Below are 15,215 nucleotides of genomic sequence, written 5' to 3' on the forward strand. Positions count from 1 at the left end.
GCGACAGCTATTAATCCGAAAACGACACCCCGCTGATCTGCTCCGCACAACCATTCCTCAGCTAAGTCTTTGCTTCTGCTCATTTATCACGGAGAATCGCGCCCCTGTTTCGGCCGGAGCATGTCTGTCGGTTTTTTCCGACGCGTCCTGACCGAGTGGCAAGTGACCGGAATGCGGAGATCCGACCGGATGAATGATCAGGCCAATAGCGTCGAAGAGCGCTTTGATGCAGCAGCACCCGCTGAACTTTCGAGCTGGAATCGCCAGGACACCACCTGGATGTTGGGACTGTTTGGGACGGCCATCGGCGCCGGCACACTGTTTTTGCCGATCAACGCAGGGCTGGGTGGTTTCTGGCCGCTGGTGATCCTCGCGCTGCTGGCGTTCCCGATGACGTTCTACGCCCACCGTGGCCTGACCCGCTTTGTGCTTTCCGGTCGCGAAGGCGCCGACATCACTGAAGTGGTCGAGCAGCATTTCGGCATCAAGGCCGGTGCGCTGATCACGCTGCTGTACTTCTTCGCCATTTTCCCGATCCTGCTGATTTACAGCGTCGGCCTGACCAACACGGTCGCCAGTTTCCTCGAGCATCAACTGCACATCACACCGCCACCGCGCGCGCTGCTGTCGTTCGTGTTGATCCTCGGTCTGCTCGCGGTGGTACGTTGTGGTGAGCAGGCGATCGTCAAGGCCATGAGCCTGATGGTCTATCCGTTTATTGTCGCGCTGTTGTTTCTCGCCGTTTATTTGATTCCGCACTGGAACGGCGGCATCCTCGCCACCGCTTCGCACGTGCCGGCACCGTCTGCGTTGCTGCACACGCTGTGGCTGGCAATTCCGGTGATGGTGTTCTCGTTCAACCATTCGCCGATCATCTCGGCGTTTGCAGTCGATCAGAAGCGTCGTTACGGCGTCCACGCTGAAGAGCGCAGCTCGCAGATTCTGTCCCGCGCACACGCGTTGATGGTGCTGATGGTGCTGTTCTTCGTGTTCAGTTGCGTACTGACGTTGTCGCCAGAGCAATTGGCGGAAGCCAAAGAGCAGAATCTGTCGATCCTGTCTTATCTTGCCAACCATTTCAGCAACCCGACCATCGCTTTTGCGGCGCCGCTGATTGCGTTCGTGGCGATCTCCAAATCGTTCCTCGGTCACTACATCGGTGCCAGTGAGGGCCTGAAAGGCTTGATCGTGAAGAGCGGCAAGCGTCCGAGCGCCAAGGCACTGGATCGTATCGTGGCGGCGTTCATGCTAGTGATCTGCTGGATCATCGCGACGCTGAACCCGAGCATTCTGGGCATGATCGAAACTGTAGGCGGCCCGGTAATCGCGGCGATTCTGTTCCTGATGCCGATGTATGCGATTCGCAAGGTTCCGGCGATGGCACGCTATCGTGGTCAGGCGTCTAACGTGTTTGTGACGGCGGTAGGTCTGGTAGCGATTTCGGCACTGGTTTACAAGCTGACGATGTAACACGGCTTCAATCGATAAAAACCGCTGTGCCTGCCCGGGCACAGCGGTTTTTTTTGGCTCGGGAGCTGAGCTTGCTCGCGAAAGGGGTGAGTCATTGGCAACGATGTCGACTGACACTCCGCCATCGCTGGCAAGCCAGCTCCCACAGGGTCATGTGTAAAACTCAGCCTCTTGAAAACGCCATAAACCCCTGTGGGAGCTGGCTTGCCAGCGATGAGGCCCGAACAGACAACCACCCTCCATCAGGCATAAAAAAACGCCGCTCATCTCACGATGGGCGGCGTTTTTCATTGCGTTGTTACGTTAGGCTTGAACGACCGGGATGTTGGCGTTCGCAGCAGCTTCACGGAACTCGGCGATCTGGTCGAAGGACAGGTAGCGGTAGATATCGGCCGCCATGCTGTCGATCTTGCCAGCGTATTCCATGTACTCCTCGACGGTCGGCAGGCGACCCAGGATCGAAGCAACGGACGCCAGCTCAGCCGAAGCCAGGTAGACGTTCGCGCCGTCGCCCAGACGGTTCGGGAAGTTACGGGTCGACGTCGACACCACGGTGCTGTTCGGCTCAACGCGTGCCTGGTTACCCATGCACAGCGAGCAGCCTGGCATTTCCATGCGTGCGCCAGCCTTGCCGTAGATGCCGTAGTAGCCTTCTTCGGTCAGTTGGTGAGCGTCCATCTTGGTCGGCGGCGACAGCCACAGACGGGTTGGCAGCTGACCCTTGACCTGATCCAGCAACTTACCGGCAGCGCGGAAGTGACCGATGTTGGTCATGCACGAACCGATGAACACTTCGTCGATTTTCTCGCCAGCAACGCTGGACAGCAGACGGGCATCGTCCGGGTCGTTCGGCGCGCACAGGACCGGCTCGCTGATGTCGGCCAGATCGATTTCGATGACTTCGGCGTATTCGGCGTCGGCATCGGCTTCCATCAGTTCCGGGTTGGCCACCCAGGCTTCCATCGCTTGAGCACGACGTTCCAGAGTACGAGCATCGCCGTAGCCTTCGCCGATCATCCAGCGCAGCAGGGTGATGTTGGAGTTCAGGTACTCGGTGATCGATTCTTTCGACAGCTTGATGGTGCAACCGGCAGCCGAACGTTCGGCCGAGGCGTCGGACAGTTCGAACGCCTGCTCCAGGGTCAGACCTTCCAGACCTTCGATTTCCAGGATGCGGCCGGAGAAGGCGTTTTTCTTGCCTTTCTTCTCGACGGTCAGCAGGCCGTTCTGGATAGCGAAGTAAGGAATCGCATGAACCAGGTCACGCAGGGTGATGCCAGGTTTCATTTTGCCTTTGAAGCGCACCAGGATCGATTCCGGCATGTCCAGCGGCATAACGCCGGTGGCCGCAGCAAACGCAACCAGACCGGAACCGGCCGGGAACGAAATGCCCATCGGGAAACGGGTGTGCGAGTCACCACCGGTACCGACGGTGTCTGGCAGCAGCATGCGGTTCAGCCACGAGTGGATGATGCCGTCGCCCGGACGCAGGGAAACGCCGCCGCGGGTCATGATGAAGTCAGGCAGGGTGTGGTGGGTGGTCACGTCGATCGGCTTTGGATACGCCGCGGTGTGGCAGAAGGACTGCATCACCAGATCAGCGGAGAAGCCCAGGCACGCCAGGTCTTTCAGTTCGTCACGGGTCATTGGACCGGTGGTGTCCTGAGAACCTACGGTGGTCATCTTCGGTTCGCAGTAGGTGCCAGGACGAACGCCTTGGCCTTCTGCCAGACCGCAAGCTTTACCAACCATTTTCTGCGCCAGGGTGAAACCCTTGGTGCTTTCAGCAGGAGCTTCCGGCTTCTTGAACAGATCGAACGGTGGCAGACCCAGTTCGGCGCGAGCCTTCTCGGTCAGGCCACGGCCGATGATCAACGGGATACGGCCGCCGGCACGGACTTCGTCCAACAGCACCGGGGTCTTCATTTCGAAGGTGGTCAGGACTTCGTCGGTGCCGTGTTTGCAGACTTTGCCAGCATGCGGATACAGGTCGATCACGTCGCCCATGTTCATGTTGGAAACGTCGAACTCGATTGGCAGTGCGCCGGCATCTTCCATGGTGTTGTAGAAGATCGGAGCGATTTTGCTGCCGAAGCAGAAACCGCCAGCGCGCTTGTTCGGCACGTAAGGAACGTCGTCGCCGAAGAACCACAGTACCGAGTTGGTCGCCGATTTACGCGAGGAACCGGTACCGACCACGTCACCGACGTAGGCGATCGGGAAGCCTTGACCGCGCATTTCTTCGATCTGCTTCATCGGGCCGATGGCGCCCTGCTGATCAGGAACGATGCCGTCACGGGCCATTTTCAGCATGGCCAGGGCGTGCAGCGGGATGTCTGGACGCGACCAGGCATCTGGAGCAGGGGACAGGTCGTCGGTGTTGGTTTCGCCGGTAACCTTGAAGACGCGCAGGCTGATCTTGTCGGCCAGGGTCGGACGGTTCTTGAACCACTCGCCGTCAGCCCAGGATTGCAGCACGGCTTTAGCGTGAGCGTTGCCGTTCTTGGCTTTTTCCGCCACGTCGTGGAACGCATCGAACATCAGCAGGGTGTGCTTGAGTTGCGCGGCAGCGACTGGCGCCAGTTCGGCGTCGTCCAGCAGGTCAACCAGGGTCACGATGTTGTAGCCGCCCTGCATGGTGCCGAGCAGTTCTACAGCGCGCTTTTTGTCCAGCAGAGGGGAGGAAACTTCGCCCTTGGCCAGTGCAGACAGGAAGCCGGCTTTGACATAGGCCGCTTCGTCCACGCCTGGTGGAATGCGATTGGTGATCAGGTCAACGAGAAATTCTTCTTCGCCAGCCGGAGGGTTTTTCAGCAGCTCGACCAGGCCTGCTGTTTGTTCGGCGTTAAGCGGCTGGGGAACGATACCCAGGGCTGCACGCTCTTCGATATGTTTGCGGTAGGCTTCAAGCACAGTTATTACCCTCATCAGTGGTCCCAAATGGGTGTCCGGGACGCTCATCCCGAAATTGCCGTACTCATGCTCCTCACGACGTTGTGGGTCGTTCGGCCAGAATTACCGGCAATTCCTTACAGAAGCTGCTTTCAAAGTTTTACGCCTGCAGAACGGGGAGCTGATGAGGGTTGGCGGTGGATTTTTCCCCGCTGGAAAAATCCCTCGCCAACACCGCTCTGAAGGAACGACTGTGCTCGTGACGCTTTGAAAACAGCTTCTAACGGACATTGGCGCCTTAAAAGGCTGGCTGATTCTACGGCAAAAAAAATTTAAAGGTAAGTCGCGCTCTATTGGACTTTCGTGGCAATGCGCGTGGCCGGGGCAAATGCCGCGCGCGGCTGTGACCCTGATGTTTGAGGGGTGATCAATGCCCGACAAAGGGCTAACATGCCGACCTGTTCCGCGTTTCAGTGTTTTGCCTATCTTATGCCCAATCAGACCATCAAGACCCCCTGCGTCGGCCTCTGCTCCACTGTTTACGGTGATCTGGTGTGCCGTGGCTGCAAGCGTTTCCACCACGAAGTGATCCACTGGAATGGGTACAACGAGGAGGAAAAGCGTGCAGTGTGGCTGCGTCTGGAGCAATTGCTGTCACAAGTGATGGCGGGCAAGGTCGAGATTTTCGATTCGGCGCGCCTGCGCGAGCAGCTGGAACAGCGCAAGATCCGCTTCGTGCCGCATCAGTCGGAGTATTGCTGGGCGTATCAGCTGATCGCCCGTGGCGCGCGGGTGATCATTAATCTGGAAGCCTACGGGATGGTGTTGCTGCCGGAGTTTCGCGACTGGAACCTGCCGGAATTGCGTGATGCCATTGATCGGGAGTTCTTCTTGCTGTCGGAAGCGCACTATCAGCGCTACATCGCCCCCGGATTCCTCAAAGACGCCTTTGGCGCCTGAAGGTCAAAAGATCGCAGCGTGCCGCAGCTCCTACATGGGAATGCGTTCTACCTGTAGGAGCTGCCGAAGGCTGCGATCTTTTGATCTTTAATGCTCCACCGCCAACTCCACCAGATGATCTTCAACCTCCTGCGGTTTGAGCACCAGCACATCGCTCTCCAGTGCATCCAGCACAACTTCCGCCGTATTGCCGATCAATGCCCCGGACAACCCGGTACGCGCCACCGTGCCGATCACGGTCACCGCCGCCTGCAGCTTGTGCGCCATAAACGGGATCAACACATCCGCCGGGCCTTCCTCGATGTGCAGATGTTCATCATCGACATCGAATTCCGCCTGAAACGCCCGGCATTGCTCGCGATAACGCGCCTCGATGGTTTCACTCAGTTGCAGCGTCGGGTCCGCCGCCGACAGCATCGGCGATGGGTGCGCAGCGATGACGTGCAGATGCGCCTTGGCCAGACTGGCAATGTCGTAGCCATGATCAATGATCGTCGTGTGCAAATGCCGGTGTTCGCCATCGGCATTGCCCACGTCCACCGCCGCCAGAATCACTTTGTCCTTCCAGGAACCTGCGGTTTTCACCAGCAGCACCGGGGTAGGGCAGTGGCGCAAGAGCTTCCAGTCCGCCGGGGTCAGCAGGGCTTTTTTCAGTGAGCTGTCGGGGAAATGCTGCTTGATCACCAGCCCGCAACCCTCGGCTTGCTGCACATCGATGATGGTTTCGTGCAGGCTTTCATTCCATGCCTGTTCGGTGGTCACGCTGTAGCCGTCGGCCACCAGCGCAGCCTTGAGTACGCTAAGCATGCCGGCGTGGTCGTGTTTCCTGTCGCACACCAACAGGTGCAGGTGGGCCTGGGTTACGCCGGCGATCAACTTGGCGCGCTTGAGCGCCAGGCTTTCCGAATGTTCGGGTTCGATGACCACCAGAATGCTGCGAATGGCTTGCATGAGCGGAGTCTCCAGCAAAGAAAAGGCACGGCGTTGCACAACTATAGTTGCTGCTCGATCGTGCGCGACTTGATGCATATCAACGCCAGCCGCTGGTGGTCTGCGGACAGGCCGGTATAATCGGCGCCCTTCGCTCGAACACCTTTTACCGTGAGCCCCATGATCCTTCCCGAAATCCACGAATTCCTTGGCTGCCGCACCCCCGACGCCTGGGTTCAGGCCGCCCTGGCCGATCAGGAAACCCTGCTGATCGACCACAAGAACTGCGAGTTCAAGGCTGCCAGCACCGCCCTGAGCCTGATTGCCAAGTACCATTCCCACGTCGACCTGATCAACATGATGTCGCGTCTGGCCCGGGAAGAACTGGTGCACCACGAGCAGGTCATGCGCATCATGAAGCGGCGCAAGATCGAACTGCGCCAGCTCCACGCCGGTCGTTACGCCTCGAGCTTGCGTAAGGTGGTGCGCAGCCATGAGCCGGTGAAACTGGTGGATACGCTGGTGGTCGGCGCGTTTATCGAAGCGCGCAGTTGCGAGCGGTTCGAAGCGCTGGTGCCGCATTTGGACGAAGAACTCGGCAAGTTCTACTTTGGCCTGCTGAAAAGCGAGGCGCGGCATTTTCAGGGTTATCTGAAACTGGCCTATCAGTACGGCGATGCGAAGGATATTGCTCAGGTCATCGAGAAAGTCCGCGCCGCCGAGCAGGAACTGATCGAGTCGCCGGACGACGAGTTTCGCTTCCATAGCGGCGTGCCGGCCACCGCATGACTCCGTGTAGGAGTTGCCGAAGGCTGCGATCTTTTGCTTTTGACGAAGCCGGATCAAAAGATCGCAGCCTTCGGCAGCTCCTACAGATGTAGCGATCAGTGCATGAATGTTAAAAACTCTTAAGAGTATGAAACATCACCGAAAACCGGCCCAAGCGGCCGGTTTTTGCTGCCTGAAACAAACGCCTGCGCCATGAAAGCCGCCATAATGCCGACCACTTCACACAAGGGCGGCAGACGGGCGTTATGGATAACCTGGGTTTTGGCAAAGTCCTGTTGGTGGAAGACGATGAGCGTCTGGCGGCGTTGATCGCCCACTTTCTCGAACAACACGGCTACGAGGTGCGTACGGTGCATCGTGGAGACCTGGCCGTGGCTGCCTTTCTGGAATTCAAGCCGAAAGTCGTGGTGCTCGACCTGATGCTGCCGGGGCAGAGCGGTCTGCACGTATGCCGGGAAATTCGCAGCGTGTCGGACACGCCGATCGTGATCCTGACGGCCAAGGAAGACGATCTCGACCATATCCTCGGTCTGGAGTCCGGCGCCGATGATTACGTAATCAAACCAATCAAGCCACCGGTGTTGCTGGCCCGGCTGCGCGCGTTGCAACGGCGGCAGGTGCCGGACAGCAACGTGGTGAGTTTTATGGAGTTTGGCCAGTTGAGCGTTGACCGCAGTTGCCGTGAAGTGCGGCTGGCGGGCGAGGTCATCGAAATGACCACCATGGAATTCGAGCTGCTGTGGTTGCTGGCCAGCGCCGCCGGCAAAGTGCTGTCGCGCGACGACATCCTCAATCGCATGCGCGGGATTGCCTTCGACGGCCTCAACCGCAGCGTCGACGTGTACATCAGCAAATTACGCAACAAACTCAAAGACAATCCGCGCGAGCCGATGTGCATCAAAACCGTGTGGGGCAAGGGTTATCTGTTCAATCCGTTCGCGTGGGAGTTGTAGATGCTGCGGTTATTTCTTGGGCTGTTTCTGGTCATGACGTTGGGTCTGGTGCTGGCCTTGCAGACGGTCGAGCGCACCTTTGATGCCTTGCTCGATTATCAGATGCAGGACTACAACCGTGAGGCCGTGCGCGGCCAGGCATGGACATTGGGCCAGCAGTTGCGTGACCTCGACGGCACCGCCCGGGAAAAGCAACTGGAAACGATCCGCCCGCATTACGGTTTGGGGCTGACGCTGGTCGATACCACTGAACTGGCCCTGAGCGACGAGGAAAAAGCCGAACTGGCCAAAGGGCTGCTGGTGATCCGCGACCAGTACAACCAGTACATTTCCGCGATTGATGAGGGGCCGCAGTTGCTCAGCATCCGCTTGCCGGCCGAGCCGAGCCTGATGCCGTTCTACATCGCCGCTGCCTACCTGATGATCGCCGTGCTGATCGGCATCGTGCTGTTTTTCTGGGTACGTCCACACTGGCGCGATCTGGAGAAACTGCGCCTGGCTGCCGAGCGTTTCGGCGACAACGATCTGTCGGTGCGCATTCAACTGTCGAAACGCTCGAACATCCGCGATCTGGCCGAGCACTTCAACTTGATGGCCGCACGCATCGAAGGCCTGATCGCCAACCAGCGTGAGCTGACCAACGCCGTGTCCCACGAACTGCGCACGCCGATTGCGCGGCTATCGTTTGAACTCGACCAGCTCAAACAGCAGCCGGACGCCAGCCAGAACCGCGAGCTGATTGCCGACATGTACGCCGACCTCGGCGAGCTGGAGGAGATGGTTTCCGAACTGCTCACCTACGCCAGCCTTGAGCGCGGCGCGACGGTAATCAAACGCGAAAACATCCAGGCTGCCAATTGGCTTGATAGCGTGGTTGGCAGCGTGGCGCTGGAGGCCGAAGCGGCGGGGGTGCAGTTGCTGATCGGTGATTGCCGGCTCGACACCGTGCGCATTGAGCCGCGATTCATGGCGCGGGCGGTGATCAATTTGCTGCGCAACGCGATTCGTTATGCCGAGCAACGCGTTGAAGTGTCGCTGGTGCGCACCGGCGATTATTACGAAGTGCGGGTCAACGACGATGGACCGGGGGTGCCGGTGCACGGGCGAGAGAAGATCTTTGAGCCGTTTTCGCGGCTGGATGCCAGCCGGGATCGGCGTACCGGCGGGTTTGGTTTGGGCCTGGCGTTGGTGCGCCGCGTCTCGCAGTCGCATGGCGGGCAGGTTGAAGTGGGGGATTCTCCCTGGGGTGGAGCGTCGTTCCGAATGACCTGGGCGCATCTGGATTAGTTCTGTGGCTTGTGCCTGCTCGCAAAAGCGTCGGGTCAGTCAGCATGGGTGTGTCTGATCCACCGCTATCGCGAGCAGGCTCACTCCTACAGGGGGCACGGTTCAGCGGGTCAAACCGAGGCGTTCATGCCACTGGGCGATGGATTCTTCGGGGTAGACGTCGAACTGTTTGTCTTTCGATTTAGCGTCTACTTCTACCCACGGCGCTTTCGAACCGAGCATCAGATGCGTGTGCTCCGGCGGCACCGGCAGCGGCGTGTCGATGGCCGAGGCAAACGGGTGGATCAGCTCCGGCCATTCCGGGCTGAACAGCCACAAGCCGCTGCCGCACAGTGAACAGAAATGCCGTTCAGCGGTGCTGCGATGGGCGCGCTGGTCGTCAGCGTCCTTCATCTTCGCGTGATAGACGCTGATGTGTTTGCGCCCGCGCACCTTGAGGCTGGTCGCGTCGCCGCCGAGGTTGATCGCATAACCGCCGCCGCCCTGAGTCTTGCGACAGATCGAGCAATAGCAGCGTTGATAAGGGTAGGGGTGGGCGCTGGTGAGACTGAACGTGACCTCGCCGCAATGGCAGGAGCCTTCGAGCTGCATGGTTGCTCTCCCGTTTTTGAATGTGCGCTTGAGCCTAGAACATTCAGTGCGATGGTGGCCGGTGTGATTCGACGGGCGGGCGCAGCGTCTAGCCCCAGTGTCCCCGCAATCCCATGGGGCGAGACTTCGGAACCCGGCATGCAAGCGCTGTTGAACGAGATTCTTGACGCTGTCCGCCCGTTGATCGGGCAGGGCAAGGTGGCTGACTACATTCCCGCCCTCGGCACCGTGCCGGCCAATCAGCTGGGCATCGCCGTGTACGGCAACGACGGCGAGATGTACTGCGCCGGTGACGCCGAGACGCCGTTTTCGGTGCAGAGTATTTCCAAGGTGTTCAGCCTGGTGCAGGCGATCGATCATTCCGGCGAAGCGATCTGGGAACGCCTCGGTCACGAGCCGTCCGGGCAACCGTTCAACTCGCTGGTGCAGCTGGAATTCGAGCGCGGTCGGCCGCGCAATCCGTTCATCAACGCCGGTGCGCTGGTGATCTGCGATATCAACCAGTCGCGCTTTGCCGCACCAACCCTGTCGATGCGCGATTTCGTCCGCCGACTGTCGGGCAATCCGCAGATCATGATCGACGGCAAAGTCGCCGACTCGGAATACCAGCACCGCGCGCGCAATGCAGCGATGGCGTATCTGATGCAGTCGTTCGGCAATTTTCACAACGATGTCGAAGCGGTGCTGCGCAGCTATTTCAGTCACTGCGCGTTGCGCATGAACTGCATCGATCTGGCGCGGGCGTTCTGCTTTCTGGCCAACGACGGTTTTTGCAAACACAGCGGCGAACAGATCCTCACACGTCGGCAAACCCAGCAGGTCAACTCGATCATGGCCACCAGCGGGCTGTATGACGAAGCGGGTAACTTCGCTTACCGCGTCGGCTTGCCGGGCAAGAGCGGCGTCGGTGGCGGGATTGTTGCGGTGGTGCCGGGGCAGTTCACGGTGTGCGTGTGGTCGCCGGAGTTGAATGCTGCGGGGAATTCGCTGGCGGGGATGGCGGCGCTGGAGATGCTCAGTGCGCGGATTGGCTGGTCGGTATTCTGATCCGATCACACAGACACCACAAAACCCTGTGGGAGCTGGCTTGCCAGCGATGAGGGCCTGTCAGTCACTATAAATTGACTGAACCACCGCTATCGCTGGCAAGCCAGCTCCCACAGGTTTCTTAAGTGTTTGAAGAGGTGTATTTCATCGAGTAATCCGCTACATTTTCCGGCCGCTCCCTGCATGGTGAATTCGCTTCATGTCTCTTGCGCTCGAACGTCTAGTCGCTGGCACGCCGATCCCTTTCGCTGGTAACCGCGTCACCGTGGTCAGCCCCGAACTGGCCGCGCGCTTTCAACCCGGTGACCACCTGCTGGTGGAGCAGGTCAGTGGCGAGCTGTTGTTGATCCCCGTGGCCGATCAACAAGCAGCGTCCGTGGCGATCGAGCGTGCGGCAGCGGCGTTCACCGCGCTGTCGGCGGTGTCCGATGAGGCCATCAGCCAGTTTTTCGACCTGTTTGCGCAACGACTGGAAACCCCGGCGTGCTGGGCGCACATCGAAACCGCCAACCTCGCCGACATCGAAAGGGCCAAAGCGCGCGGCCGCTCCACCACCCGGCTGCTCGCTGATGAGCGCATGCGTCGCGACATGATCGCCGGCCTGCGCGCCTGGCGTGATGCCGCCGCCACGCGCGGCAAAGTCATCAGCAGCGTCGAGCACGACGGCTGGAAGGTTGAACAGGTTGTCTCGCCATTGGGCATCGTCGCGTTTGTCTTCGAAGGACGCCCTAACGTGTTCGCCGACGCCGCCGGTGTCTTGCGCACCGGCAACACCGCTGTGCTGCGCATCGGCAGCGATGCCTTGGGCACCGCGCAAGCCATCGTCACTCATGCCTTGAACCCGGCGCTGGCCGACGCCGGTCTGCCGGCCGGTGCGGTGTCGTTGGTGGAAAGTGTCAATCATGCCGCCGGTTGGGCGATGTTCGCTGATCGGCGTTTGTCGTTGGCCGTGGCGCGCGGTTCGGGTCGTGCGGTCAGTCAGTTGGGCAGCATTGCCCAGCAAGCCGGCACCGCCGTCAGCCTGCATGGCACGGGTGGCGCGTGGTTGATCGCCGATCGTGCAGCGGACGCCAATCGCTTTGCCGCGGTGGTGCGCAACTCGCTGGACCGCAAAGTCTGCAACACGCTCAATGTCTGCCTGATCCAGCGTGATCGCGCGGCGGAACTGGTGCCGTTGTTTCTCGACGCGCTGCAACAGGCCGGTACTGCGCGTGGCCAGGGCTGCAAATTGCATATCGTCGAAGGTAGCGAAGGCTGCTTGCCGAGTGAGTGGCAGAACGCGACGGTCGAGGTTTATCGCGCCGAGGGTTATCAGACCGAAGCACTGGCAGAACCCTTGGCGGAATCCGCATTGGGCTGTGAGTGGGAATGGGAAGAAACCCCGGAAGTCAGCCTGATGATCGTTGACGATCTGGATCAGGCGATTGCGCTGTTCAATCGCTACAGCCCGCAATTTACCGTGTCGCTGATCAGTGAGGATGCGCAGGTTCAGGAGCGTTTTTACAACGCGGTCAATGCTCCGTTCGTGGGCAATGGCATTACCCGTTGGGTCGATGGGCAATATGCGTTGAACAAGCCGGAGCTAGGCCTTTCGAACTGGGAGAGCGGGCGCTTGTTTGCGCGCAGTGCGATTCTTTCAGGGGATGGCGTATTCACTGTTCGTAGCCGGATGAGCCAGATCGACCTCACCGTAAAACGCTGATCTCGTAGTCAGTGATCGTTCCCACGCTCCAGCGTGGGAACGCAGCCCGTGATGCTCCGCGTCACTGGACGCATAGCGTCCCCGGAGGCATTCCCACGCAGAGCGTGGGAACGATCAGTTGCTCAGGCAGCATGGGTGGTTTGTGCATGGATCGCGCAAGTCGCCGGTTGCTCGGCCAGCGGCACAAACGTGCGACGATCCGAGGACAGCGCATCGATCGAGCCCGTCTCGATGTCATACACCCAGCCGTGCAGGTTCAGCAGACCTTTCTCCTGTGCCAGACGCACGCTCGGGTGGGTCTGAATGTTCGCCAGTTGCGCGATCACGTTCTCGCGCACCATCGAACTCAATTTCGCCGCGTCATTGGCATGCGGCCGCGACTCGTTAACCACTTTCGCCGACTCGGCATGCTGCAACCAGCCGCTGACGGCGGGCAGGTGATCCATGCATTTACACTTGGCGATCGCGGTCATCGCGCCGCAGTCAGAATGCCCGCAGATCACAATGTCGGTCACCCCAAGCACCGCCACCGCGTACTCCACCGTCGCCGAAACCCCGCCCGGATGCGGGCTGTAGGACGGCACGATATTACCGGCATTGCGGATCACGAACAGCTCGCCAGGTTCTTGCTGGGTCAGTAATTCCGGCACGACACGGCTGTCAGAACAGGTGATGAACAAGGTGCCGGGCTGTTGCGTGGTCGCCAGGTGTTTGAACAGTTCGGTGCGTTGTGGAAACGCTTCGTTCTGGAATTTCAGGAAGCCATCAATCAGGTTTTTCATGGTGTTGTCCTCTCAGTTCGAGCAACCGCTGCCGAATTCGCTGTATTGAAGAATGTGTTTGCCGCCGCTGCTGTCCAGATACGTCATCTCCACCGGCACCACGCCACACACATCGGCAACCGGGGTAATGCTCAGCACGTGGGCGATGTCCAGTTGCATGCCGTAGCGGTAGGCAACGGCCTCGTCAGCGGCAGATGCCTGGGCGCAAATGCCGCCGAGCAGGGCCAGAATCAACAGAATTTTTTGCATGGGGCAGCCTCCAGATGTGTTTGGTGACGGGTAGCCATTTGAGGTGTGTTGGCCCGCACGCAGGGTGCGGGCCGGTGCGGATCAGAACGGACGCAGGGGCAGGAACTTGCCGTCGAGGGTGACCACGGCGCGGGAGCCGCCTTCCGGGTCTTCGACTTTCTTGATGTCGAGTTTGAAGTTGATCGCGCTGATGATGCCGTCGCCGAACTGTTCGTGAACCAGCGCTTTGAGGGTGGTGCCGTAGATCTGGATCATCTCGTGGAAGCGGTAGATGGTCGGGTCGGTCGGCACACCGCTGAGGCTGCCACGCAGCGGGATGATCTGCATCGCCGCGACGTCTTCAGCGCTCAGTTCGAGCTTGTCACCGACCACTTGGGCGGCGTTTTCCGGCAGCGGGTGCTGGCCGAGCAGGGCGGCGGTGACGTACGCCAGGCTGAGGCCTGTACCGTCGGCCAGATCCTGCCACGACAGATCTTTGCGTGCCTTGGCGTCGAGAACGCGGGTGGTCAGGGCCAGGCTGGTGTCGTTGTAGGCGTGGGACTGTTGCATGGTGTCACTCCTTTCGGGGGTTGGCTTGCTGTGTGGGATTGATCTTCTGCTGATTGATCCATAGCGTCCAAGACCGATATACAATGCTTGGCATAAGCCCTGCCTATAGATGGTGTTTCCCATGCTGCTGCGACATCTGCGTTATCTGCTGGCCGTTGCCGATCACGGCGGCTTCACCCGTGCTGCCGAGGCATTGCATGTGTCGCAGCCGACCCTGTCGCAGCAGATTCGCCAATTGGAGGAAACCCTTGGGGTGAGCTTGTTTGATCGCACTTCGCGTACGGTCAAACCCACCGATGCCGGCGAGGCCTACATCGAATGCGCGCGGCGGGTGCTGGTGGAGCTGGAGGCGGGCAAGCGCGCGTTGCATGACGTGAAGGATTTGTCTCGCGGGACGTTGCGTCTGGCGATGACGCCGACGTTCATGGCCTATCTGGTCGGGCCGTTGGTGCGCGACTTTGCCGCGCGGTATCCGGGGATTCATTTGCAGATTTTCGAGCTGTCGATGGACGACATCGAGGCGGGGCTGGCGGATGACTCGCTGGATATTGCGATTGCGTTTACGCCGGTGCGTAACGTCGATATCGAATGTATTCCGGCGTTTACCGAAACGCTGGGGATCATGGTTGGGCGGGAGCATCCGCTGTATGACAGTGTGGCGGTGCTGACACCGGAGGATATCGCTTCATTGGATTTCGCCTTGTTGGCGCCGGACTTCATTACGCGGTTATCGGTGGATGAGTATTTCCGGCAGCACGGGATTACGCCGCAGGTGCGGATCGAGGTGAATTCGGTGAGTACGTTGCTGGAAGTGGTGCGTTTTTCGCCGCTGGCGACGATGTTGCCGCAGGCGATTGCGACGGAGGATCGGGCATTGCGCCGGTTGCGGGTTGAAGGTGATGCGCCGCAGCGTGGGGCTGCGTTGTTGCGGCGGCGCAATAATTATCACAGTGCGGCGGCAGTGGCGTTTGTGGAGTTGGTGTTGGACATGGGAAGCCCCTCACCCTAACCCTC

The 15,215-nt window shown here is 59.7% G+C and carries 14 protein-coding genes; 8 read left to right on the forward strand and 6 right to left on the reverse strand.

Annotated features, from left to right (window positions below; genetic code table 11):
• Positions 1–189 precede the first annotated feature (189 nt).
• Positions 190–1,470 (forward strand): HAAAP family serine/threonine permease, encoded by a 1,281-nt coding sequence (locus tag ACM6IN_RS01595; RefSeq protein WP_007911014.1) that lies wholly within the window; start codon positions 190–192, stop codon positions 1,468–1,470.
• A gap of 303 nt (positions 1,471–1,773) precedes the next feature.
• On the opposite strand, the gene acnB is transcribed toward ACM6IN_RS01595, so the two are convergent.
• Complete coding sequence (gene acnB, locus ACM6IN_RS01600; RefSeq protein WP_042704862.1) at positions 1,774–4,383, reverse strand: bifunctional aconitate hydratase 2/2-methylisocitrate dehydratase; 2,610 nt, start codon at positions 4,381–4,383, stop codon at positions 1,774–1,776.
• Between the two features lie 468 nt (positions 4,384–4,851).
• On the opposite strand from acnB, the gene ACM6IN_RS01605 reads away from it, so the two are divergent.
• Entirely contained in the window at positions 4,852–5,322 is a 471-nt protein-coding gene (locus ACM6IN_RS01605) for a DUF1289 domain-containing protein (protein WP_038366489.1), read from the forward strand.
• Positions 5,323–5,409: 87 nt separating this feature from the next.
• On the opposite strand, the gene ACM6IN_RS01610 is transcribed toward ACM6IN_RS01605, so the two are convergent.
• Positions 5,410–6,273 (reverse strand): universal stress protein, encoded by an 864-nt coding sequence (locus ACM6IN_RS01610; protein ID WP_414915275.1) that lies wholly within the window; start codon positions 6,271–6,273, stop codon positions 5,410–5,412.
• A gap of 159 nt (positions 6,274–6,432) precedes the next feature.
• Between ACM6IN_RS01610 and ACM6IN_RS01615 the strand changes: the two genes are divergently transcribed.
• The 3 genes from ACM6IN_RS01615 to ACM6IN_RS01625 all read left to right on the forward strand — a co-directional run bounded on the left by ACM6IN_RS01615 (position 6,433) and on the right by ACM6IN_RS01625 (position 9,281).
• Entirely contained in the window at positions 6,433–7,041 is a 609-nt protein-coding gene (locus tag ACM6IN_RS01615) for a tRNA-(ms[2]io[6]A)-hydroxylase (RefSeq protein ID WP_414915276.1), read from the forward strand.
• Positions 7,042–7,286: 245 nt separating this feature from the next.
• Positions 7,287–7,994: a response regulator gene (locus ACM6IN_RS01620; protein ID WP_007911007.1), complete on the forward strand. Its 708-nt coding sequence runs from the start codon at positions 7,287–7,289 to the stop codon at positions 7,992–7,994.
• The gene (locus ACM6IN_RS01625; protein WP_007911005.1) at positions 7,995–9,281 is read left to right on the forward strand and encodes an ATP-binding protein; all 1,287 of its coding nucleotides are present in this window, start codon (positions 7,995–7,997) and stop codon (positions 9,279–9,281) included.
• Between the two features lie 102 nt (positions 9,282–9,383).
• On the opposite strand, the gene ACM6IN_RS01630 is transcribed toward ACM6IN_RS01625, so the two are convergent.
• Positions 9,384–9,872 carry a GFA family protein gene (locus ACM6IN_RS01630; protein WP_007911003.1) on the reverse strand — a complete coding sequence of 163 codons (489 nt, stop codon included), beginning with the start codon at positions 9,870–9,872 and terminating at the stop codon, positions 9,384–9,386.
• Between the two features lie 138 nt (positions 9,873–10,010).
• Between ACM6IN_RS01630 and glsB the strand changes: the two genes are divergently transcribed.
• Positions 10,011–10,919, forward strand: coding sequence for a glutaminase B (gene glsB, locus ACM6IN_RS01635; RefSeq protein ID WP_007911001.1), 909 nt, complete (start codon positions 10,011–10,013; stop codon positions 10,917–10,919).
• Between the two features lie 199 nt (positions 10,920–11,118).
• Positions 11,119–12,621, forward strand: coding sequence for an aldehyde dehydrogenase family protein (locus ACM6IN_RS01640; protein ID WP_414915277.1), 1,503 nt, complete (start codon positions 11,119–11,121; stop codon positions 12,619–12,621).
• A gap of 122 nt (positions 12,622–12,743) precedes the next feature.
• On the opposite strand, the gene ACM6IN_RS01645 is transcribed toward ACM6IN_RS01640, so the two are convergent.
• The 3 genes from ACM6IN_RS01645 to cynS form a co-directional block, all read right to left on the reverse strand.
• Complete coding sequence (locus tag ACM6IN_RS01645; RefSeq protein ID WP_007910997.1) at positions 12,744–13,403, reverse strand: carbonic anhydrase; 660 nt, start codon at positions 13,401–13,403, stop codon at positions 12,744–12,746.
• 12 nt (positions 13,404–13,415) lie between these two features.
• The gene (locus tag ACM6IN_RS01650; protein ID WP_007910995.1) at positions 13,416–13,652 is read right to left on the reverse strand and encodes a DUF2790 domain-containing protein; all 237 of its coding nucleotides are present in this window, start codon (positions 13,650–13,652) and stop codon (positions 13,416–13,418) included.
• An 81-nt stretch (positions 13,653–13,733) separates the two neighbouring features.
• The gene (gene cynS / locus ACM6IN_RS01655) at positions 13,734–14,201 is read right to left on the reverse strand and encodes a cyanase (RefSeq protein ID WP_016982959.1); all 468 of its coding nucleotides are present in this window, start codon (positions 14,199–14,201) and stop codon (positions 13,734–13,736) included.
• A gap of 121 nt (positions 14,202–14,322) precedes the next feature.
• Between cynS and cynR the strand changes: the two genes are divergently transcribed.
• Positions 14,323–15,210, forward strand: a complete 888-nt coding sequence (gene cynR, locus ACM6IN_RS01660; protein ID WP_123374913.1) for a transcriptional regulator CynR — start codon at positions 14,323–14,325, stop codon at positions 15,208–15,210.
• Positions 15,211–15,215 lie beyond the last annotated feature (5 nt).

The sequence above is a fragment of the Pseudomonas sp. IT-P395 genome (assembly GCF_949767675.1).
GTDB lineage: Bacteria > Pseudomonadota > Gammaproteobacteria > Pseudomonadales > Pseudomonadaceae > Aquipseudomonas.